At 68.8% G+C, this 21,643-nt stretch carries 20 protein-coding genes; 7 read left to right on the forward strand and 13 right to left on the reverse strand.

What is annotated here, in order from left to right; all coding sequences use genetic code 11:
• Positions 1-69 precede the first annotated feature (69 nt).
• The 10 genes from OC184_RS03350 to ehuR all read right to left on the reverse strand — a co-directional run bounded on the left by OC184_RS03350 (position 70) and on the right by ehuR (position 10,402).
• On the reverse strand, positions 70-951 hold the full coding sequence (locus OC184_RS03350; protein WP_265505776.1) for a LysR family transcriptional regulator: 882 nt from the start codon (positions 949-951) through the stop codon (positions 70-72).
• Between the two features lie 42 nt (positions 952-993).
• Positions 994-1,977 (reverse strand): N(2)-acetyl-L-2,4-diaminobutanoate deacetylase DoeB, encoded by a 984-nt coding sequence (gene doeB / locus OC184_RS03355; protein WP_265505777.1) that lies wholly within the window; start codon positions 1,975-1,977, stop codon positions 994-996.
• Complete coding sequence (doeA, locus tag OC184_RS03360; RefSeq protein ID WP_265505778.1) at positions 1,974-3,170, reverse strand: ectoine hydrolase DoeA; 1,197 nt, start codon at positions 3,168-3,170, stop codon at positions 1,974-1,976. Before doeA ends, doeB begins: the two co-directional genes overlap by 4 nt.
• Positions 3,171-4,127, reverse strand: coding sequence for a cyclodeaminase (locus OC184_RS03365; RefSeq protein ID WP_265505779.1), 957 nt, complete (start codon positions 4,125-4,127; stop codon positions 3,171-3,173).
• Positions 4,124-5,071: a hydroxyectoine utilization dehydratase EutB gene (gene eutB / locus OC184_RS03370; RefSeq protein WP_265505780.1), complete on the reverse strand. Its 948-nt coding sequence runs from the start codon at positions 5,069-5,071 to the stop codon at positions 4,124-4,126. Before eutB ends, OC184_RS03365 begins: the two co-directional genes overlap by 4 nt.
• Complete coding sequence (locus OC184_RS03375) at positions 5,065-5,769, reverse strand: maleate cis-trans isomerase family protein (RefSeq protein WP_265505781.1); 705 nt, start codon at positions 5,767-5,769, stop codon at positions 5,065-5,067. Before OC184_RS03375 ends, eutB begins: the two co-directional genes overlap by 7 nt.
• A 7-nt stretch (positions 5,770-5,776) precedes the next feature.
• Positions 5,777-7,063 (reverse strand): TRAP transporter large permease, encoded by a 1,287-nt coding sequence (locus OC184_RS03380; RefSeq protein WP_265505782.1) that lies wholly within the window; start codon positions 7,061-7,063, stop codon positions 5,777-5,779.
• Positions 7,060-7,713, reverse strand: coding sequence for a TRAP transporter small permease (locus OC184_RS03385; protein ID WP_265505783.1), 654 nt, complete (start codon positions 7,711-7,713; stop codon positions 7,060-7,062). Before OC184_RS03385 ends, OC184_RS03380 begins: the two co-directional genes overlap by 4 nt.
• A 70-nt stretch (positions 7,714-7,783) precedes the next feature.
• The gene (locus OC184_RS03390; protein ID WP_378926617.1) at positions 7,784-8,794 is read right to left on the reverse strand and encodes a TRAP transporter substrate-binding protein; all 1,011 of its coding nucleotides are present in this window, start codon (positions 8,792-8,794) and stop codon (positions 7,784-7,786) included.
• A 189-nt stretch (positions 8,795-8,983) separates the two neighbouring features.
• Positions 8,984-10,402: a MocR-like ectoine utilization transcription factor EhuR gene (gene ehuR, locus OC184_RS03395; protein WP_265505784.1), complete on the reverse strand. Its 1,419-nt coding sequence runs from the start codon at positions 10,400-10,402 to the stop codon at positions 8,984-8,986.
• Positions 10,403-10,430: 28 nt separating this feature from the next.
• On the opposite strand from ehuR, the gene OC184_RS03400 reads away from it, so the two are divergent.
• The 3 genes from OC184_RS03400 (at position 10,431) to OC184_RS03410 (ending at position 13,870) form a co-directional block, all read left to right on the forward strand.
• The gene (locus OC184_RS03400; protein WP_265505785.1) at positions 10,431-10,913 is read left to right on the forward strand and encodes an Lrp/AsnC family transcriptional regulator; all 483 of its coding nucleotides are present in this window, start codon (positions 10,431-10,433) and stop codon (positions 10,911-10,913) included.
• 114 nt (positions 10,914-11,027) lie between these two features.
• The gene (locus tag OC184_RS03405; RefSeq protein ID WP_265505786.1) at positions 11,028-12,488 is read left to right on the forward strand and encodes an NAD-dependent succinate-semialdehyde dehydrogenase; all 1,461 of its coding nucleotides are present in this window, start codon (positions 11,028-11,030) and stop codon (positions 12,486-12,488) included.
• A gap of 11 nt (positions 12,489-12,499) precedes the next feature.
• On the forward strand, positions 12,500-13,870 hold the full coding sequence (locus OC184_RS03410) for an aspartate aminotransferase family protein (RefSeq protein WP_265505787.1): 1,371 nt from the start codon (positions 12,500-12,502) through the stop codon (positions 13,868-13,870).
• A 70-nt stretch (positions 13,871-13,940) separates the two neighbouring features.
• On the opposite strand, the gene OC184_RS03415 is transcribed toward OC184_RS03410, so the two are convergent.
• The 3 genes from OC184_RS03415 to rpmG form a co-directional block, all read right to left on the reverse strand.
• Complete coding sequence (locus OC184_RS03415) at positions 13,941-14,474, reverse strand: nucleotidyltransferase family protein (protein WP_265505788.1); 534 nt, start codon at positions 14,472-14,474, stop codon at positions 13,941-13,943.
• A complete protein-coding gene (locus OC184_RS03420) occupies positions 14,471-15,304 on the reverse strand; it encodes an XdhC family protein (protein WP_265505789.1) in 834 nt (277 codons plus the stop codon). The genes OC184_RS03415 and OC184_RS03420 overlap by 4 nt, the downstream gene beginning before the upstream one ends.
• Positions 15,305-15,435: 131 nt before the next feature.
• Positions 15,436-15,603: a 50S ribosomal protein L33 gene (rpmG, locus tag OC184_RS03425; RefSeq protein ID WP_022707377.1), complete on the reverse strand. Its 168-nt coding sequence runs from the start codon at positions 15,601-15,603 to the stop codon at positions 15,436-15,438.
• A gap of 197 nt (positions 15,604-15,800) precedes the next feature.
• On the opposite strand from rpmG, the gene modA reads away from it, so the two are divergent.
• The 4 genes from modA to OC184_RS03445 all read left to right on the forward strand — a co-directional run bounded on the left by modA (position 15,801) and on the right by OC184_RS03445 (position 21,509).
• On the forward strand, positions 15,801-16,556 hold the full coding sequence (gene modA, locus OC184_RS03430; protein WP_265505790.1) for a molybdate ABC transporter substrate-binding protein: 756 nt from the start codon (positions 15,801-15,803) through the stop codon (positions 16,554-16,556).
• The gene (gene modB, locus OC184_RS03435; protein WP_265505791.1) at positions 16,546-17,241 is read left to right on the forward strand and encodes a molybdate ABC transporter permease subunit; all 696 of its coding nucleotides are present in this window, start codon (positions 16,546-16,548) and stop codon (positions 17,239-17,241) included. Before modA ends, modB begins: the two co-directional genes overlap by 11 nt.
• On the forward strand, positions 17,238-18,233 hold the full coding sequence (gene modC, locus OC184_RS03440) for a molybdenum ABC transporter ATP-binding protein (RefSeq protein ID WP_265505792.1): 996 nt from the start codon (positions 17,238-17,240) through the stop codon (positions 18,231-18,233). Before modB ends, modC begins: the two co-directional genes overlap by 4 nt.
• Before the next feature lie 93 nt (positions 18,234-18,326).
• Positions 18,327-21,509 (forward strand): DEAD/DEAH box helicase, encoded by a 3,183-nt coding sequence (locus OC184_RS03445; RefSeq protein ID WP_265505793.1) that lies wholly within the window; start codon positions 18,327-18,329, stop codon positions 21,507-21,509.
• Positions 21,510-21,643: the final 134 nt, after the last annotated feature.

Genomic DNA, 21,643 nt, shown 5'->3' on the forward strand with positions numbered 1-21,643 from the left:
TGGTTCCGCACACAACAGCCAATCCATCCGCAAATCAATATCGCAGTTCCGTTGTTCGATAGAAAAACTCTATCGAACCATGCGCCGCGCTTCGGTCAGCAGCGCCTCCAGCACCGGGGTGTGCGGCTCTCTCCATGGTGCGATCAGGCCCACCGCGTGGCCCGGGCCGACATTTTCCAGCGGCACCAGCGACAGCGGCTTGCCCTGCGCCAAAAACCCCGCCACGTCATGCGGCAGGATCGTCAGCCAGTCGCCGTTCAGCACCTGAGACACCAGCACCACGGTCGAATTGCTTTCCACCGTCGCCAGCGGGTTCACCCCGGCATCGGCCAAGCGGCGGTTGATGATCCGGCGGTTCTGCATGTCGGGCGTCAGCAGGCACAGCCGCTGGCCGTTCAGCGCCGACCAAGCGACCGCCCCGCCCTGCGCCAGCGGATGCCCGTGCGGCGCAACCAGCGTATAGCTTTCGTCGTAAAGCGGAACCGCACTGACCTTCCCCAACGGCTCGTTGTCGAGATACGAGATCCCGGCATCGACCTCCAGATCCTCGATCATCTGCAGGATGGCGCTGGAGCTGCGCGACAGGATCGTCAGCCCGACATTCGGATGCGCCTCACCATACCGCGCGGCCAGGCGGGCGGCCCAGGTCAGCGCCGTGGGCACGACCGCGATCCGCAGGCACCCCGACAGGCCGTGGCGGGTGGCGCGCATCTCGTCCTTCAGCTGGCGGGTATCGCCGACGATGCGGCGCGCCCAGACCAGCGCCGACTGTCCCTCGGGCGTAAGGCCACCATAGCGCGAACCGCGAAAGATCAGCAGGACCCCAAGCGTCTCCTCAAGCTGCTTGATCCCCGCCGAAAGCGTCGGCTGCGTGATCCCCAGGGACTGCGCCGCGCGGCCGAAATGGCCTTCTTTGGCCACGGCCAGGAACATTTCCAGCTTGTCGATCATGGCGCCCCCTTGCCCGCATGAAGACGCGCAAGGGGGTGGCGGTCAAGTCGGGACGGCGATGACCGCCAGGCAGTCGCCGGTCTGCACCAGCCCCGGAAAATGCCGGGCCGCGATCAGGCCCGCGCGGTTCGCCACGACCTCGACCGGCGCCACCCCTGTGCGGTCGGCAGGCCAGATGCGGGCGATGGGCTGCCCCTCGGCCACCGGCTCGCCCAGATCGGCCAGAGGGTGCAGCAGTCCGTCGCGGGTGGCGAAGTGGAAGCAGTCGTCGCCCGGCATGTCCAGCATCCGGCTGTCGCTGCGCTCGATCTCTCCGCCCAGGATGCCCGCGTGACGCAGGACGTTCTTCGCGCCGCTGATGGCGATGCGTGCGGACGCCGCCGTCGCCGTGCCGCCGCCGCCCAGTTCGGTGGTGACGAAGACCTTGCCTTTTTCCTCGACCACCGTGTCGAACATGCCGACGGCGTCGATTTCGCGCATCATCATCGACCAGGGCGCGCCGAAGGCCTGCATTGCTGCGACGCAGGCCGCCTGCTGATCGGCGTCGTCCAGATAGTGCGCCGCCGCATAGGGCAGGAAATCCAGCGTCTTGCCGCCCGAGTGATAGTCCAGCACCACATCCGCCATCGGCACCAGCACGCTGTCGAAGAAGTGCGCGATCTTCTGCGTCACCGTGCCGTCCGGGCGTCCCGGAAAGCAGCGGTTCATGTTCACCTGGTCGATCGGGCTGACCCGCGTCCCCGCCTTGAACGCCGGATAGTTTAGATAGGGCGCGATGATGACCCGGCCCGTGATGTCGTCCGGCTCAAGCTCCCACGCCAACTGCTGAAGGGCGATGGGGCCTTCGTATTCGTCGCCGTGGTTGCCGCCGGTCAGCAGCGCCGTCGGACCGTCGCCGTTGCCGATCACCGTCAGCGGGATCATCACGCTGCCCCAGGCGCTGTCGTTGCGGCTGTATGGCAGCCGCAAAAAGCCGTGATGCTTGCCGGGGGCGTCCAGCGGGATCGTGGGCCGGATCGGGTTCATGCCTTCACCAGCATCCGCCGGGGAATGGAACAGAACAGCTCCGGCTCGCGCTCGGTGATGACCAGCGATTCCGTGGTCTCGTATCCCCAGCCCTCCATCCAGAGGCCGGTCATGAAGTGGAAGGTCATTCCGGGCCGCAGCTCGGTCCGGTCGCCGCGGCGCAGGGACATGGTGCGCTCGCCCCAGTCGGGCGGATAGGACAGGCCGATCGGGTATCCGGTGCGGTTGTCCTTGACGATGCCGTAACGGTCCAGGACCGTGAAGAAGGCGTTGGCGATATCCTCGCAGGTGTTGCCCGGACGGGCGGCGGCAAGACCGGCCTCCATCCCCTCCAGCACGGCCTTCTCGGCCTCCAGCATCTCCTGAGGCGGCTTGCCCAGGAAGATCGTGCGCGACAGGGGCACGTGGTATCGCTGGTAACAGCCGGCGATCTCGAAGAACGTGCCCTCATCCTGCTTCATCGGCAGGTCGTCCCAGGTCAGGTGCGGCGCGGCGGCGTCAGGCCCGGACGGCAGCAGCGGCACGATGGCCGGATAGTCGCCGCCATGCCCCGACCATTCGTCATAGCGCAATCCGCTGTCATAGATTTCCGCCACCAGATCGCATTTGCGCATGCCGACCTCGATCTTGTCGGCGATGCGGCGGTGCATCCGCTCGACGATGCGGGCGGCCTTGCGCATGTATTGCAGTTCCTTGGGCGTCTTGACCGCCCGCTGCCAGTTCACAAGACCTGTCGCATCCAGGATCTGCGCGTCGGGCAGGCCGTGGACCAGACGCTCATGCGCCTTGGCGGAATACCAGTAGTTGTCCATCTCGACGCCGATGAAGCCGGTGTGCCAGCCCTTGTCGGCCAGCGTCGCCCAGAGGTAGTCCATCGGGTGGCGTTCCACCGACTGCACGTAATAGTCGGGATAGCCGATGATATGGTCGTCGCTCATCCAAACGGTGCGCAGCGCGCCCTGGGCGTCCTGACCGCGCCCGAACCAGATGGGTGCCCCGGCCGGGCCCACGATCACGCATTGGTGGACATAGAAGGACCAGCCGTCATAGCCGGTCAGCCAAGCCATGTTCGACGGGTCGCTGACGATCAGCAGGTCCAGTCCCAGCTTCTCCATGCTGGCGCGCGTCTTGGCCAACCGCTCCTCGTATTCCGCGGTCGAAAAGCGTTCGGGCGTCCGTTGCAGTTCTGGCATTCAGGTGGCTTTCGAAAACGCGGCAAGCGCGTGGGTGGCGATGGCGGTGTCCTGGACGCCCGTGCCGGTCAGATCGCAGATGGTGATCTGGTCGCGGTCGGTGCGTCCGGGGTGTTTTCCGGCGATGATGTCGCCAAGCTCGGGGACATGGTTGCCGGAATGGGTGCCGGCCTCGATGGCGGCGCGCAGCTCTCCCATCAGGCGGGTCTGGCTGGCGCGGTCGGCGACATAGAGGTCGGCGCGTGCCAGGCATTCGGGATCAAGCTCGTTCTTGCCGGGCTGGTCGCTGCCCATGGCGGTGACGTGCTGGCCGTCGCGCAGCCAGCCGGCCTTCAGGATCGGCTGCGTGGCGGGCGTGGTGGTCACGATGATGTCGGCCTGCGACACGGCCTCCTCGGCGTCCGGGGTGGCGCGGATGTCGATGCCCGTGACCTCATCCGCCAGCGCCTGGGCGCGGGACAGGTCGCGGGCCCAGATCACGGCGCTGTTCACGGACCGCACCAGCCGCAGCGCCTGCAGTTGCATCCGCGCCTGAAGCCCCGCCCCCAGGATCGCGACGCGGGCAGCGTCTGGGCGCGACAGCCAGCGCGCGGCCACGCCGCCCGCAGCAGCCGTCCGCACATCCGTCAGCCAGCCGTTGTCCAGCAGCACCGCGCGCACGCGCCCGGTCTGCGCGTCAAGCACCACCATCATCCCCGATGTCGAAGGCAGGCCTAGGGCCGGATTATCGAAGAATCCAGGTGAAATCTTGACCGCAAAGCCCTCGATTCCGGGCACGAATGCCGTCTTGACGTCCACCTCTCCGTTCACGTCGGGCAGGTGCATGGACATGACCGGGGGCATGACCACGCCACCCTCGGCCAGTCGCCGAAAGCCCGCCTCGACCACGTCGATGGCGGTCAGGTCCAGGGGCACGCGGTCGCACAGGTCGGACTCGGACAGGATCAGCGGCGTCATGTGGTCTCCAGCAGGCTGGCGTGAAGCGCGGGGTCGATGTTGCCGCCGGACAGGATCAGGACCAGCGGGCCATCGCTGCGCAGCTTGCCCGCCAGGATCGCACCGGCACCGACGGCGGCGGCGCCCTCGACGACATGGCCTTCACCCGCCAGGTGGCGAAGGCCGGCGGCGATCTCGTCCTCGGTCAGCAGGATCAGGTCGTCCATCAGGTCGCGCACCATGGGGAATGTCAGGCGGTTGCCCATGCCGATGCCGCCGCCCAGACTGTCGGCCAGCGTCGGCAACTCGGTCACCTCGACGGGCTCACCGGCGGCAAGGCTGGCGGCCATGGCGGCGCCCCGTTCCATGCTGATGCCGATGATGCAGATATCTGGACGCCGCGCCTTGGCAGCCGCAGCGACGCCGGCCAGCAGTCCGCCACCGGACAACGGCACGGCGATGGCGGCGGCGTCAGGCACCTGGTCCAGGATCTCCAGCCCCAGTGTGCCCTGCCCCGCGATGACGTCGGGGTGGTCGAATGGCGGTATCAGGGCGAAGCCCTCGTCGCGCTGCAGGCGGCGGGCCTCCTCGAAGGCGTCGTCCTGGCTCTCGCCGACGATGCGCGCCTCGGCCCCCAGATCTCGTATCGCGGCCAGCTTGTTTGCGGGCACCAGCCGCGACATGCAAATGATCGCGGGCAGGCCCAGGGCGCGCGCCGCGTGGGCCAGCGCCCGCCCGTGGTTCCCGGTCGAGGCCGTGGTGACCCCCGCCACGTCCCCCAGCCGCGCCACCGCGTTCGTGGCCCCGCGCAGCTTGAAGGCGCCCGTCGTCTGGCGGTGTTCGCATTTCAGCCAGACCGGCCCGCCCGCCAGCGCCGACAGGTTTGCCGAACCCGCGACCGGCGTATCCAGCACCTGCCCCTCGATCCGGTCACGGGCCGCCAGGATGTCGTCAAGGCTTACCATGTCCGGCACCGGAACAGCGCGCCGGGCCCCGCCGAGGGGATGGCCACGCGGTCCAGCATGGCCCAGAACAGCGCCTGGTTCGACGACAGGACTGGCTTTCCCAGCAGCGCCTCGACCCGCTCGATCACGTCCAGCGCGGGCAGCGCGGTGCAGGACATGAACAGCGCCTGCGCGTCGGGGTGGTCGCTCTCCTCGGCCATCTCGATGATCTCGGCGGCACCAAGGCGGGCCATGTCGCGGTCGTCGGCATGGCCCATGCTGCTGCGGCGCAGGACGTCGATGCCGCGGGCCTGGAAGTAATCCCCGACCAGGTCCGTCGTCGCCTCAAGATAGGGCGTCATCAGCCCCACGCGATCAACGCCCAGGGCGGCAAAACCCCGCAGCGCCGCCCCCGCCGGCGTGGTGACCGGCGCCCGCCCGCCTGCCAGCCCTTCCATGTCGTCGCCCAGCACCGCCGAGGCCGAGGTGCAACCGAAGGCGATCCCCGCCAGGTCCACGCCCGGCACGATCAGGTCCACCGCCGCACGCAGGCGCGGGCCCGTGTGGCGCAGGTTCTCCTCGGTCGTGGGGTTGTCGAAGGCAATGCGGGTCACGTGCAGGCGCGTACCGGGCGGCATCAGCCGCGCGGCGTCGCCCTCGATCGTCATGTCCGTGGCCAGGGCCACCAGGCCGAAGCGCTGGAATGCGTCACGGGTCATAGGCGCCTCATGCCGGGAAGGCGAGGTCGCGCAGGAACAGCGCGATCTGCGGCACGAAGATCAGCAGGACCGAGACCCCCAGCAGGATCAGGATGAAGGGCGGGGTGCCCCGGATCACGTCCAGATAGGGCCGCTTGAAGACGGCGATAGCCGTGAAGATGTCGCAGCCGAACGGCGGCGTGGCACTGCCGATGGCGACCTGCAGCGTGATGATGGTGCCGACCAGCACCGGGTCCAGGCCCGCGTCCCGCACCACCGGCGCGAAGATCGGCACCAGGATCAGGATCACCACGATAGGGTCGACGAACATGCAGCCGATGAAGAACGCGATCGAGATCGTGAACAGCACCCCGTAAGGCCCCATCCCATCGATGCCGATGCCGCCCAGGATCGCCTGCGGGATCTGCGCGAAGCTGATGACATAGCTGAAGGCCGTGCCGGCACCGACCAGGATGAAGACGACGGCGGTGATCAGTCCGGTCGATTTCGCCGTGGAATAAAGCTGCTTCATGCTCAGTTCGCGGAAGACCCCTATCTCCAGCACCAGCGCATAGAGGACGCAGGCGGCGGCGGCCTCGGTCGGTGAGAAGACGCCGCCATAGATGCCGCCGATGATGATGACCGGGAACCCCAGTGGCCACAGCGCGCGCCGCATGGCGCGGCCGCGTTCGGCCCAGGTGGCCGGCGGCTCGGTGGGCACGTTGTTCCGGACCGCATAGACATAGGCATAGACCGAGAACAGCAGCAGGATCAGCAGCCCCGGCCCGATGCCCGCGATGAAGAGTTCCGAGATGGAGGTGCCGGACACCACGCCATAGATGATCATGCCGATCGAGGGCGGGATCAGGAAGGCGATGTCCGATGCGTTGATGATCAGCGCCAGCGTGAAGCTGTCGCTGTAGCCCGCCTTCAGCAGGCGCGGGCGCAGCGGTCCGCCCACGGCCACCACCGTCGCCTGCGTCGATCCGGACACGGCGCCGAACATGGTGCAGGCCCCGGCGGTGGAAATCGCCAGTCCGCCCTTCATGTGGCCCAGGAAGGCCATGACCAGGTCGATCAGCCGTTCCGCCGACTGGCCGCGGGTCATCAGGTCGGCAGCGAAGATGAACATCGGCACCGCGATCAGGCTGGCGGGCTGGATGCCGGCGATGACCTGCTGGACCAGCGTTTCCAGCTGGCCAAGGCCGCCAAAAAGACCCACGAAGCCGACCATCGACCCCACGATCAGCGGCACCATCATCGGAAAGCCCAGCATCAGAAGCACGACCATCGTGCCCAGGATGGCGGCGGTCATGGGCGGGTCTCCTCTTCGGGGACGGCGTCATAGCCGTCCTGAGTACCCGTGGACAGCCAGATGCCGTCATGCGTCAGGTTCTTCAGCGCAGTCAGCGCGTATTGCAGGCCGGTCAGGAAGAACCCGGCAGGCGCCCAGACGATGATCCACCACTGCGGGATGCGCAGCGCCGGCAGCACCCGGCCCCGGCTGGCTTGCGTCTGGACATAGGTGAGGGCGTACCACGCCAGAAGCAGCAGCAGCGCCGCCGTCAGCGCCGAGATGATGACCATCCCGGCCTTGCGCATGCCATAAGGCAGCGCGTCCAGGATCGCCGACATGCGGATGTGGCGCCCGTGCCGCGCGGCATAGGACAGGCCCGCGAAGGTGATCAGCACGATCAGCGCCTGGTTCACCTCTTCCGAGAAATAGAGCGACTGGCCGAAGCCGAAACGCCCGACCACGTTCGCGACCGTGTTGGTGGCCATCGCCAGCACACCAAAGGCCAGCATCACGGCCTCGACCCGCGCGATGGCCTGGTCCAGCGTCCCCAAGGGCCCCGGCAGGTCCGAACGATAGAGCGAATCGTCGATATCGTCCGGGGCTGCCACCGGCTCTGCCAGAAGGGGATCGTCGGGCTCTCGGCTGCGCGGGCTTGTGTCTGGCTGCATGACCACCTGTCCATCTGGGTGTTGCAAGGGAACCGGCCGCGACGGCGCCCGGTTCCGGCAGGACCCGCGATCAGCTGTTCGCGGCGGCTTCGAGGTCGGCCTTCATCTGGTCCAGCACCTCTTGCGCACGGTCGCCGCCGATCTCGAGGAAGGTTTTCTCGACCTCGCCGGCGGTTTCGCGGAACGGGGCGCGCTGCTCCTCGGTCAGCTCGGTGATGGTCATCGAGGGTTTGGCCTCCATGATCTTGTCGAGCGACTCCTGAGTCAGGCCCTGCTGGTATTCGATGATGTGCTCGAAGGCCGCGTCGGTCGCGTTCTGGATGACCTGCTGGTCCTCCTCGGGCAGGCCGTCATAGAAGTCCTTGTTGGCCATCAGCGCGGTCGTGAAGTTGTTGTGGCCCAGACGGGTGATGTGGTCCGTCACCTCGTACATGTTGGTCGACTCGATGAAGAAGGCCGGGTTTTCCTGACCGTCGATGATGCCGGTCTGCAGGCCGCCATAAACCTCGCCCCATGGCAGCGGCGTGGGCGTCGCGCCGAACGCCTTGTAGCTTTCGACCAGCAGCGGGTTCGTCATCACGCGCACCTTGGTGTCGGCCAGATCCTCGGGGCTGGTGACCGGCTCCTGGGTGGTCAGCATGACCTCGCCTTCAGGATACATGGTCAACAGTTCCAGCCCCTGTTCGGCATAAAGCTCGGGGAAGATGTTGTTGATCGTTTCGGAGTTGCGGAAAAAGCTGACCAGCTGGTCCTGATCCTCGGGCAGCAGGTAGGGGACGAAGAAGACCTGCGCCTCGGGGATCAGCGCGCCGGTGAAGCCGGGCGACTGGTTCACGAACTGCAGGATGCCGGACTGGGTCTGTTCCAGGATGTTGTCGGATTCCCCCAGTGTTCCGAACGGGAACAACTGCACCTCATGGTCGGAATTGGCCTCGACCTCTTCCTTGAACTTCTGGGCGAAGACGCCCTGCACCTCGTCCAGGGCCTCCTCGAAGGCATAGCGCCAGGTGTCTGCCATCGCGGTGCCCGAACCCAGGATCAGGGCGGCAAGGCTGGCGGTCGTCATGGTCTTGATGGTCATGGTCACCTCCTGTGTCGGGGCCGTCTCGGCGCGTTCGCCGGCGGCCCCTGGGGTTTGCGGATTCGGACCCGGTTGGCCCGTTCCTGCTTGGCCCGAGAGTTCGGGCGAAGCGGATTCCAAGTCAATTCGTATATTAAATCATGACAATTTCAGGCCGGGGTGTCAAACCGACGGGCGCAGGACCCGGTTTCAGATGCGGCTGTCGGGGGGCAGGATTGCCGAAACGATGCGCAGCGCCTGCTCCAGATCGCGCATCGGCACCCCACCGAGCGACAGCCGCAGCGCCGGGCCCGACGGCAGCATGGCAAAGCCCGCGCCCGGCGCCAGCGCCACCTGATGCGACAGGGCTTGGGCCAGCAGGTCGGCCTCGTCGCAGCCGTCGGGCAGCGGCAGCCAGCGGTGCAGCCCGTGCAGGAAGCCCTGCGCCCGGGGGCCCAGGACTCGCGCGGCGAGCCGGTTGCGCGCGGCCAGCTCGACCCGCTGCGCCGCCAGAAGTGCATCGGCGGTGCCGCCGGTGATCCAGTCCTGCGCGATCTCGGCCATCAGGGGCGTCGCCATCCACGACATCGACAGGTGCCGGTTCAGCGCGATCTCTGCCCGATCTTCGGGCATGGCCAGAAAACCCAGCCGCAGTCCCGGTGACAGGCACTTCGACAGGCCAGTGAAATAGAAACTGCGGTCGGGCGCGAAACTGGACAGCGCCGGCGGGCGGCGGGGCGGCATCGGGCCGGTGGGGTCGCTTTCCAGGATCATCAGCCCGGCGGCGGTCGCGGCCTGCGCCAGCGCCTCGCGCCGGTCGCGATCGATGATCCGCGCATGCGGCCCCCCGCCCGAAGGCAGCAGGAACACCGCCCGCATCCGCCCGCCCGAGGCGCGCGCCGCCGCGATCAGGGCATCGGGGTCCATGCCGCGGTCGTCGCCGGGGATGCCCCTCAGCCGCAGGTGCAGCGCCTGCGCGGCGGGGCGCAGTGTGTGGCAGGTGGCGGCCTCGGTCGCGACGATGTCGCCGGGCTGCGCCACCGTCATCAGCGCCACGAACATCGCCGGCGTCGTGCCGTTGGTGATCAGAATGCGCTGCGCCGGGACCACCATCCCGCAGCGCGCCAGCCAAGCCGCAGCCATGCCGCCATAAAGCGACATTGTCTGGCGCGGGCGAAAAGACAGCATCGCCGGGTCGGGCAGCCGGTCCGACAGCCGCACCATCGTGTCGGCCCAGGCCTGCCTGATCTGCGGCAGGCGGACCGGGGTCATCATCGACAGGTCGATCGGCGGCCGGTCGGTGGGGGCGCGGAACCACGGCACCTCGATCGTCTCTCGCGGCCCCGACTTCACGAAGCTGCCCCGCCCCACCTCGCCCGAGATCAGGTCCGCGCGGATCAACTCCTCGTATGCGCGGCTGACGGTCTGGACGCTGACGCCCAGCTGCCACGCCAGGTCGCGGTGCGGCGGCAGGCGCTGGCCGGGCCGCAGGCTGCCCGCGTCGATCGCCGCGGCGATCCCTTGGGCAAGGCTGCGATAGGCGGGGCGAGAGATGTCCTCGCGTCGTAACGGCCAGTGCGACATGTGTTGCAGGATCGCCCCGCAGCCGCCGGTTGTCCAGATTGACAACTGACCCGCCGCCGGAAACAACCGGTGCATGACACCGCGCGCGCCCCGCCTCGACGACCGCGACATCGCCATCCTCGCGACCCTGTCGCGCGAAGGCCGCATCGCCAAGACCGAACTGGCGGCGCGGGTGAACCTGTCGCCGACGCCCTGCTGGGACCGCATGAAGCGGTTGGAGCAGGCGGGCCTGATCCGCGGCTACCGCGCCCAGATCGACCTGGCCGCCATTGGCCCGCACGTCCAGGTCTTCGTCACGGTCGAACTGGACAGCCACCGCGCCGAAAGCTTCCAGATCTTCGAACGCACCGTCGCGCGGATGGAGGCCGTGACCGGCTGCTGGGCCATCGGCGGGGGCTACGACTATCTGCTGCAGGTCGTCGCCCGCGACGTCGGCGCGTTCCAGGACCTGATGGACGGGCTGCTGGAGAGCCGCGCCGGGGTCAGGCGGTATTTCAGCTATATCGTCACCAAGCCCGTCAAGGACGAGGCCCCGGCGACCGCCCTTCTGGGCTGAGAGGAATCCTCGGGTCGCCACCCTGTGTGCAGAGGAATCCTCTGCTCCCGGCGCGATCATCAGGGAAATCGCCTGCCCACCCTGCCCCATCTTCCACGGGACAAGGAGGTGACCATGTTCGACGATCATCACAGCCCGCTGCCCGAACGCCTGAGCGACCAAGGGCTGCTGCCCGGCCGAGGCGACTTTCCCGCCGAAGGTCGTCTGGCCGTCCGGGACCCCGCGACCGGCGGCCTTGTGGCGCAGGTGGCGATCAGCGACGCGAATGGCGCCCGCGCGGCCGTCAATGCGGCGCAGACGGCGTTCCCGGCTTGGGCGGCGATGCTGCCCCAGCACCGCGCCGACATCCTGCACCGCTGGCACGCGCTGATCGTCGGCGCCAAGGAGGATCTGGCCCGCATCATGGTCGCGGAACAGGGCAAGCCCATCAGCGAGGCGCGCGGAGAGATCGACTATGCCGCCAGCTTCGTGCAGTTCTATGCCGAAGAAGCCTTGCGCCCGAACATCGAAGGCGTGACCAGCCACCTGCCCGACGCCGAGATGGAGCTGTGGCGCGAACCCGTCGGCGTCGCGGCGCTGGTGACGCCCTGGAACTTCCCCTGCGCGATGATTACCCGCAAGGCCGCTGCCGCGCTTGGGGCAGGCTGCACCGTGGTCATCCATCCCTCGGCCGAAACGCCGCTTTCGGCGCTGGCCCTGGCGGTGCTGGCGCAGCGGGCGGGCTTTCCGTCAGGCGTCGTGAACACGGTCATCGGCGACGCGGCGACGATCGTGGGCGAGTGGACGGCGGATGCACGGGTGCGGGCGCTGTCCTTCACCGGCTCGACCGAGGTCGGGCGGCTGCTCTATCGCCAGTCGGCCGACACGGTGAAGCGGCTGGTGATGGAGCTGGGCGGTCACGCGCCCTTCATCGTCTTCCCCAGTGCCGATCTGGACCGCGCCGTGGCCGAGGCCGTGAAGGCCAAGTTCGCGACCTCGGGTCAGGACTGCCTTGGCGCCAACAGGTTTTATATCCACCGCGACGTCTATGACGACTTCTGCACGCGATTCACGGCGGCAGTCGAAAGGCTGACTCTGGCGCCGGGGATGCAGGACGCCGACCTTGGCCCGCTGGTCCATGATCGGCAGGTGGCCAAACAGGTGGCGCATGTCCAGGATGCGGTGGCACATGGCGCGCGCATCCTGACCGGCGGCGAGGTCGCGGCCGATCTGGGCCCGCTGTTCTTCAAGCCGACCGTCCTGGCCGACGTCACCGACGAGGCCGCCATCATGCGCGAGGAGACCTTCGGCCCGGTCGCGGCGCTGTCGCCCTTCGACACCGAGGAGGAGGTCGTCGCCCGCGCGAACGCCAGCGAATACGGGCTGATCGCCTATGTCCACAGTCAGGACCCGCGCCGGATCTATCGGGTCAGCCGGGCGTTGCAATACGGCATGGTCGCCGTCAACCGCACCAAGGTCACCGGCGCGCCGATCCCGTTCGGCGGGATGAAGCAGTCCGGGCTGGGCCGCGAGGGTGCCCGGCAGGGCCTCGAGGCCTTTACCGAAATCAAGTATGTTTGCCGCGACTGGGCATGAGGAGAGATGCGATGCTGACGAATGACGAACTGGCGAAATGGGACCGCGAGAACTTCATGCACCCCTCGACCCATCTGGCGCAGTTCGCGCGCGGCGAGGCGCCGCAGCGGATCGTGACCGGCGGTGAGGGCGCCCATATCACCGACCGCGACGGCAACCGCCTGCTGGACGGTTTCGCGGGGCTTTACTGCGTGAACGTAGGCTATGGCCGGCAAGAGATCGCAGAGGCCATCGCCGCGCAGGCGCGCGATCTGTCCTATTACCACGCCTATGCCGGCCACGGGTCGGAGGCGTCGATCACGCTGTCGAAGATGGTCATGGACCGCGCGCCGGAAGGCATGGCGCGGGTCTATTTCGGCCTTGGCGGGTCCGACGCGAACGAGACGAACATCAAGCTGGTCTGGTACTACAACAACATCTTGGGCCGCCCGAAGAAAAAGAAGATCATCAGCCGCTGGCGCGGATATCACGGCTCGGGCCTGGTCACCGGGTCGCTGACCGGGCTTGAGCTGTTCCACAAGAAGTTCGACCTGCCGCTGGACCAGGTGATCCACACCGAGGCGCCCTATTACTTCCGCCGCCCCGACGCATCCATGTCTGAGGGCGACTTCGTGGGATACTGCGTCGAGAAGCTGGAGGCGCTGATCGAGGCCGAGGGCGCCGACACCATCGCCGCCTTTATCGGGGAACCCGTGCTGGGCACCGGCGGCATCGTCCCGCCTCCCGCCGGATACTGGGAGGCGATCCAGGCGGTACTGGAGGCCCATGACATCCTGCTGATCGCCGATGAGGTCGTGACCGGGTTCGGGCGGCTTGGGACGATGTTCGGGTCGGACCATTACGGCCTGAAGCCCGACCTGATCACCAGCGCCAAGGGACTGACCAGCGCCTATGCGCCGCTGTCGGCATCCATCGTCGGCCAGAAGATGTGGGACGTGCTGGAGCGTGGCACTGACGAGAATGGCGTGCTGGGCCACGGCTGGACCTATTCGGCCCATCCCATCGGCGCGGCGGCGGGCGTCGCGAACCTGAAGCTGATCGACAGCCTGGGGCTGGTCGAGAACGCGGGCACCGTCGGCGCCTATCTGAACGAGCGGATGCAGGCGGCGGTGGGCGATCATGCCCATGTCGGCGACGTGCGCGGCGAGGGGATGCTGTGCGCGGTGGAACTGGTCGCGGATCGCGATGCCCGCCGCTTCTTCGACGCGTCAGAAGGCAAGGGCGCCAAGGTCGTGGCGGCCATGCTGAAGCGCGGCGTTATCGCACGGGCCATGCCGCAGGGCGATATCCTGGGCTTTGCCCCGCCGCTGTGCCTGACGCGCGACGAGGCCGACCGCATCGTCGAGGTCACGGCCGAGTCAATCGCCGAGGTGTTGGGATAGGTTGCGTCCCGCGGACGCGCGGGGGGACTACGCGTCCCCCCGCACCCCCCTCCCCGTGCTGGATCGAGACCTAGATCTGGTCGGGGCGGTCGATATCTCTCAGTTGGCCCGGGGCTGCGATCAGCCGTTCCGGCGGCAGGTCGCGCAGCAGCCGAGCCGCGCCCCGGTCACCTGACAGCGCCGCCAGCAACGGAAGCTGGCTGCGCGGGAAGCAGGCCGGGGGCATCGGGTGCTGACCGTCATGGCTGGCACTGGGGCCGTCGTCACTGGCATGGGCCAACACTTGCGACAGGAGCGAGGGCGTAACGTCGGGCATGTCGCCCAGCACGATCAGCAGCCTGTCCGGGTGGTCCAGATGCGCCAGGCCCGCCCTCAGGCTGTCGGATTGCCCGCCCTGGGGGATGACGATCACCTCGAACCCCTCCAGCAGCGGCCCGAGGCTGGGGTTGCTGATGACGGCGACGTACCGGTCCAGCGGCACCTGGCGCAGCGCATCGGCGGCATGCAACAGCAGTGGACGGCCGCGCAGGCGGGCCAGCAGCTTGTCGTCGGGGCCGAACCGCCGCGACGCGCCAGCGGCCAGCAGCAACCCGGCCCGGATCATCCGGTGACGGCCTCGTGGACGGCGAGGATCTCGGTCAGGGTCGAGGCGGCGATCAGCCGCGGGTCGCGGGCCGGGGCGGTCACGCCGATCGGGCCACGCAGCCGTTCCAGACGGTCGGACGGAACGCCCGCCTGGCGCAGCGCCTGAAGACGGGCAGCCTGGGCGCGCGATGAACCGAGCGCGCCGACATAGAATGCGTCCGACGACAGCCCGCGGATCAGGGCCGGAAGCTCTCGGTCGTGGTCGTGAAACAGCGTCACCACGGCGCTGTGGGCGTCGGGCGTGGCCTCGGCCCCGAGGCAGGGAAGCTCCAGCGCGCCGACCAGGGCGGTCAGGGCCTGCGCCTCGTCCCCCTCGCCGTGGATCTGGAACGCCGGCGGCGGCGGCAGGCGAAGATGGAAATCATCGGGGCCGGGCGCGCTGTCGCGGCAGAGGCCCCCATCCTTCAGGTTCAGGCACCATTCGCCCGTGCGCCGACGGATGCGGTCGTCCCAGATCGCGCCCAGCCAGTCCGGGTCGGGGCGGTGAAGCAAGGCGATCTGGACCTGGCCGCCGCAGGGCAGCGGCAGATCGACCGGCCCCCCCTGGCCATAGACCAGACGCGTCACGGGACCGGGACGGTCGAGATGCGCCGCGATATCGGCATCGATGCACCCCGCCCCTAGGCGGCCGACGCGTGTTCCGTCGGGCCAGAGCGCCATCATCGCCCCCGGCCGGCGCGGGAAGCCGCCGCTCGATCCGGTCAGCAAGGCCAAGGCGCCGCCAGGCCGGCCCAGCAGGGCCTTGACCGGGCAGCGGGGCAAGGCGGCGACAGGAGGAGAAATGATCATGGCGGGGTCCGTCGTTCAAGGCGCAGCCTTGGCAACGCTGGCGCAGCGGCGCCAGTTCCCCACCGCAGACATGCGAAGGGGCCGCCATCCGGTCGGAGGCAGCCCCTTCGGCATCGACTGTCGGGCAGATCTTACTTGATCTTGCCTTCCTTGTACTCGACATGCTGACGGACGACCGGGTCATATTTGCGAACGGTCATCTTTTCCGTCATCGTGCGGGCGTTCTTCTTGGTCACATAGAAATGACCCGTGCCGGCGGTCGAGTTCAGCCGGATCTTGATGGTGGTCGGCTTCGCCATGTTAATCGCTCCTGCTTCGGGGCAATCGCGCGCCGCAAACCCCGTGGAATTCGTATGAATGCCGCCTTCTATACACCCGCGCGTCAGAGTCAACCGCCAAAGCGGCCTGTTCGGCAGGGGCGCGGCAGAAAGGGCTTGCCCGACGCGCGGATCGGGGCGATGTTTCCGTCCGAATATAACGATACTGGAGCCGCGCCATGAAGTTCGTCGCCACCTGCACCGTCCTGACCTTGGCCGCGGCCGCACCGTCGCTGGCCGACGAGGTGACGGTCTTCGCGGCGGCGGCGATGAAGACCGCCCTTGATCGCATCGCGGCGGATTTCGAGGCAGAGACCGGCCATGACGTGACGCTGGTGCTGGCGGGATCGAACCTGCTGGCACGGCAGATCATCCAAGGCGCCCCGGCCGATATCTTCCTGTCGGCCTCGGCCGAGTGGATGGACGTGGTCGAGGCCGAGGGGATGATCGTCCCCGGCACCCGCGCCGATCTGCTGGGCAATGCGCTGGTGCTGGTCTCGGGCAATCCGGACAGCCAGCCGGTCCGGATCGGGCCCAGACTGGACCTGCCGCAGCTTCTGGACGGGGGGCGGCTGGCGATGGCGCTGGTCGATTCGGTGCCGGCTGGGCAGTACGGCAAGGCGGCGCTGACCAGCCTGGGGTTGTGGGACGGGGTCGCAGACCACGTGGCGCAGGCCGACAACGTGCGCGCGGCGCTGGCGCTGGTCTCGACCGGCGAGGCGCCATTAGGCGTCGTCTACGCCACCGACGCGGCTGCCGATCCGGGCGTTTCGGTCATGGGCACCTTTCCCGCGGACAGCCACCCCGCGATCACCTATCCGGTGGCGCTGCTGACCGGCTCGGATGATCCGGCGGACCGGGCCTTCCTTGACGCGCTGTCGGCCCCGGCGGCGCAGCAGGTATTCCGCGACCAAGGCTTCACCCTTGCCCCCTGACTGGCTTTCGCCCGAGGAATGGCAGGCCGTTGCGCTCAGCCTGAAGGTGTCGGGCTGGGCGGTGCTCTGCAGCCTGCCTCTGGGCGTGCTGACGGCGCATGCGCTGGCGCGGTGGCGCTTTCCGGGACGGCAGGCGCTGAACATGCTGGTGCATCTGCCGCTGATCCTGCCGCCGGTGGTGACCGGTTATCTGCTTCTGCTGGCCTTCGGTCGGCAAGGCGCGATCGGCCAGTGGCTGGAGCCCTTGGGCGTCGTCTTCGCCTTCCGCTGGACCGGTGCCGCGCTGGCCGCCGCGGTCATGGCCTTTCCGCTGATGGTCCGCGCCATCCGCCTGTCGATCGAGGCGGTTGACCCGCGGCTTGAACAGGCCGCCGCCACCCTTGGCGCGTCGCGCCCCTGGGTCTTCCTGACGGTCACGCTGCCGCTGATCCTGCCGGGCGTTCTGGCAGGGTCGGTGCTGGCCTTCGCCAAGGCGATGGGGGAATTCGGCGCCACGATCACCTTCGTGTCGAACATTCCCGGCCAGACCCAGACCCTGCCCTCGGCCATCTATACCCGGCTTCAGGTGCCGGGGGCCGAGGCGCAGGCCGGCCGGCTGGTGCTGGTCGCCATCGGGGTGTCGATGGCGGCGCTGCTTCTGTCCGAGTGGCTGGCCCGCGCCGCCGCCCGCCGGGTCGGCGCATGAGCCTGTCGGTCAGCATCGCGCACAGCCTGGGTGCGTTCCGGCTGGATGTCGCCTTCCAGGCGCCGCCGGGGGTGACGGCCCTCTTCGGCCCGTCCGGGGCAGGCAAGACCACTGTGGTGAACGCCGTCGCGGGTCTCTTGACGCCTGACGCCGGCCGGATCGAGGTCGACGGCACCATCCTTCTGGACCGCCGCGCCGGCATCGACCTGCCACCCCACCGGCGGCGCGCGGGCTATGTCTTTCAGGATGCCCGGCTGTTTCCGCACCTCAGCGTCAGGCAGAACCTGCTCTATGGCCGGTGGTTCGGCAGGGGCGACGGCCCCGGCCTGGCCGAGATCGTCGATCTTCTGGGCCTCGGCGCGCTGCTGTCGCGCCGCCCGGCGGCACTGTCAGGCGGTGAGGCGCAGCGCGTGGCGCTTGGCCGCGCGCTCTTGTCCCGACCGCGCCTTCTGCTGATGGACGAACCGATGGCCGCGCTGGACCGGGCCCGCCGGTCCGAGATCCTGCCCTGGTTCGAGAGGCTGCGTGATGTGACGCGGATCCCGATCCTCTATGTCAGCCACTCAGCCGAGGAGGTTGCGCGTCTGGCCACGACGGTCGTGCACCTGGACCGGGGCCGCGTCGCCGCCCAGAACCTGCCGCTGGACAAAGCCCCCGGCGTCACCCTTCGCGCGACGCTGCGCGATTACCGCGCCAACGTCGCACATCTGGACACGCCCGCCGGACCCATCTCCATCAGCGCCCACGCCCCGCCCCTGGCGCTGCGCCTGCGGATCGACGCCGCGACGGTGCTGGTCGCCCTGTCGCCGCCCGAGGGCCTGCTGGGTACCACCGTCATCCCCGCCGTGATCGAGGACGTCCGCAACGACCTGCTCCACTTGCGTGCGGGACAGGCGCTGCTGCTGGCGCGACGGCCGCCCGGCCCCCTGCCCGCGACCGGCACGGCGGTCCATGCCGTCTTGACCGCGCCGCCGCGCATCCTTCCCGAGTAGACCCGCCGCCGGAACAAAAGCGCCTGTCAGCGAATTGCGGCTGCAAGGCCCAAGACGGCGGATGCCCTGGCCGATCCCGGACCAGAGGACTCCATGAACGACCACGACCCGATCGCCGCAGAGGCCGTCGCCCTGCTCAAGCGCCTTGATGCCGAGGCGCCCACCCTCCATGTCACCGATGGCGAACGTCGCGCCGAGGAACTCGCTCGCTTCCTGGCGGGGGTGCTGCCCGACCGCCCGGTGCTGTGCCTGCCGCCATGGGACTGCCTGCCCTTCGACAGCGCCTCGCCCACGCCGGGGGCGATGGGGCGGCGCATGGCGGTCCTGCACCGCCTGCAGGACCCCTCCCCGGACCTGGTCGTGGTCATGACCGTGCAGACCATGCTGCAGCGGCTGCCGCCCCCGTCGGCCATCCGCAGCTTCGGCGTCCGGGCGGGGCAGGCGCTGGACCTGCCCGCACTGCGGGATTTCTGCACCGGCGCAGGCTATGAGGAGGACGAGCGCATCGACGAGCCCGGCGAGGTCGCCTTCCACGGCACCACGATCGAAGTCTTCCCCGGCGGCGCCCCCCTGCCCTGCCGGATCGAACTGTCCGACGGCAAGGTGACCGTGATCCGCCGCTTTGACCCTGTCTCTCAGCGGTCGCTGAGCGAGGTCGAGACGCTGGACCTGGTCCCGGTGACCGAGCTTCCCGCCGATGACGAGGATCGCGGCCGGGGCGCCGAACACCGTCTGCCGAAGGCCTATCCGTCGCTTTCCACCGTGGCGGATCATCTGCCAGATGCGCGACTGTCGATGTCGGACGCCGTGCCGGATGCCGGTCGCACCCTGCTGGACCGCATCGCCGAGGCCCGCGCGGATGCGGCCGAGGGCGGTGGCGATCCGCTTGCGGCGGATGCGCTCTATTTGGACGCGGGTGCCTGGGACGCCTGCGTGCAGCGGGCCGACCTGCTCCCGAAGGCCGGGGGGCAGCCCGTCCCCGCCTTCGCTGCCGAACGCCGCCCGCGGAACCGGCTGTCGCGCTTCCTGGACGCTCAGACAGAGGCCGAGCGACGTATCATCCTGACCGCCCATTCCGAAGCCGAGCGCAGGCGCCTGCAGCGGATGGTGACGCAGGCGGGCGGGCGGGAACCGCAGCCGGTGGCCGACTGGTCCCAGGCCATGGCGCAGGACAGCGCCGTCCTGGTCGCCGATCTGGCCGCGGGCCATGTCACCGACGATCTGGCCGTCGTCACCGCATCCGATCTTCTGGGCAGCCGCGCCCAGGTGCCCGACGACCTGTCGTCGGTGCCCTCGTCCTGGCACGTCCATGCGACGGGGCTGCAGCTTGGCGACGTCGTCGTGCACGAGGATCACGGCCTTGCGCGGCTCGACGGGATCGAGCCGCTGGACAGCGATGAGGCGATCCGCCTGATCTTCGACCATGACGAACGCCTGCTGGTCCCCGCGCACGAGGCGGGGCGGATCTGGCGCTATGGTTCGGCCGAGGCGGGCGTGACGCTGGACCGGCTGCGCGGCTCGGCCTGGCGCAAGCGGCGCGATGCCACGCTGAAGGCGCTGGAGAAGCTGGCCGGGCAGCTTGTCGCGCTGGCCCGGCAGCGGTCGCAGGCGACGGCACCCAAGCTGGTGCCGCCGGGGCGCGACTTCGAACGCTTCGTCGCGCGCTTTCCGTTTCCCGCCACGCCGGACCAGCTGTCGGCGGTGCGCGCGGCCTTGGGCGACATGGCCGCAGGGCATCCGATGGACCGGCTGCTGGTGGGTGACGTGGGCTTCGGCAAGACCGAGATCGCGCTGCGCGCCGCCGCAGCCGCAGCCCTGTCGGGCCGGCAGGTGGCGGTGGCCGCCCCCACCACGGTGCTGGCGCGCCAGCATGCCGAGACGTTCCAGCGCCGTTTCGCCGCCTTCGGCATCAAGATCGGCCACCTGTCGCGCCTTGTCACCGGCAAACCCGCCGCCGAGGTCCGCGAGGGTCTGGCCGATGGCTCGATCCGCATCGCGGTGGGCACTCATGCCCTGGTCGGCAAGGGCGTCGGCTTTTCGGACCTCGGCCTTCTGATCATCGACGAAGAGCAGCGCTTCGGAACCGCTCAGAAGCAGAAGCTGCGCGCCCTGGGCCGCGACTGCCACGTGCTGTCAATGACCGCGACGCCGATCCCGCGCACGCTTCAGGGGGCGCTGGTCGGGCTTCAGGATCTCAGCCTGATCACGACGCCGCCAGCGCGCCGCCGCCCCATCCGTACGCTGATCGGCGGCGACGACGATGCGACGCTGCGCCAGGCGCTGCGCCGCGAACGCCGCCGCGGCGGTCAGAGCTTCGTCGTCGTACCGCGCGTCGAGGATATCGAACCCACGGCGCAGCGGCTGCGCGACCTGCTGCCCGACTTCTCGCTGCGGATCGCGCATGGCGACCTGCCCGCGAAGGACATCGACAGGACGATGGTGGGGTTCGCGCAGGGCGACGGCGACATCCTGCTGGCGACGGCAATCATCGAAAGCGGGCTGGACGTCGCCCGCGCCAACACCATGCTGGTGATGCGCCCGGCGCTGTTCGGTCTGGCGCAGCTGCACCAGCTGCGCGGCAGGGTCGGGCGGGGGGCGGTTCAGGCCTATTGCTACCTTCTGACCGGCGACGACGAGGAACTGTCGGACGACGCACGCAAGCGGCTTGGAACCCTGCAGGCGCTGGACAGGCTGGGTGCGGGCATGGCGATCAGCGCTGCCGATCTGGACCGGCGCGGCGCGGGCGACCTGCTGGGCGACCGTCAGGCTGGCCATGTCCAGAAGGTCGGTCTGGGTCTTTACCAAGAGATGCTGGCCGCCGCCCTGCGCGATGCGCGGGGCGAGCAGGCCACGCCTCCGCCGCCGCAGATCGTCGGGGCGCCGGGCATGATCCCGCCAGACCACGTGGCCGAGCCGGAGACGCGGATCGACCTTTATCACCGCCTCGCCCGCGCCGCCCTGCCCGAGGAGGTCGAGGCGCTGGAGGCCGAGATTGCCGACCGCTTCGGCCCGCCGCCCGCACCCCTGGCGATGCTTCTAAAGGCGACGGTCCTGCGCAGCCTGGCGGGGACCCTTGGCATCCGGAAGGTGACCATAGGCCCCGAGGGGATTGCTCTGGATTTCGACGAAGCCGTCGATCTGGACGAGTTCTCACCCACGGCCAAGGCGCTGAAGCTGGAGGTTCCGTCAGACCACCGGCTGCTGCTGCGCCGCGCGATTGACGACAGCGACGAGCGGCTGTCAGCGGCAATCGATCTGCTGGAAAGGCTGGCCTAGGTGTTTGATCCCACGGTTTGATGGTGCGATCCTTTTTCAGGAATGGAAGGAAGCATTATGGGTCAGGTTCGTCACGGGAGCGCCACGACCACGCACGCCGTCAGAGCTGCAATAATGAGGGCTGGCCCGCCATC

The organism is Paracoccus rhizosphaerae, assembly GCF_026162645.1.
Taxonomy (GTDB): Bacteria; Pseudomonadota; Alphaproteobacteria; order Rhodobacterales; family Rhodobacteraceae; genus Paracoccus; species Paracoccus rhizosphaerae.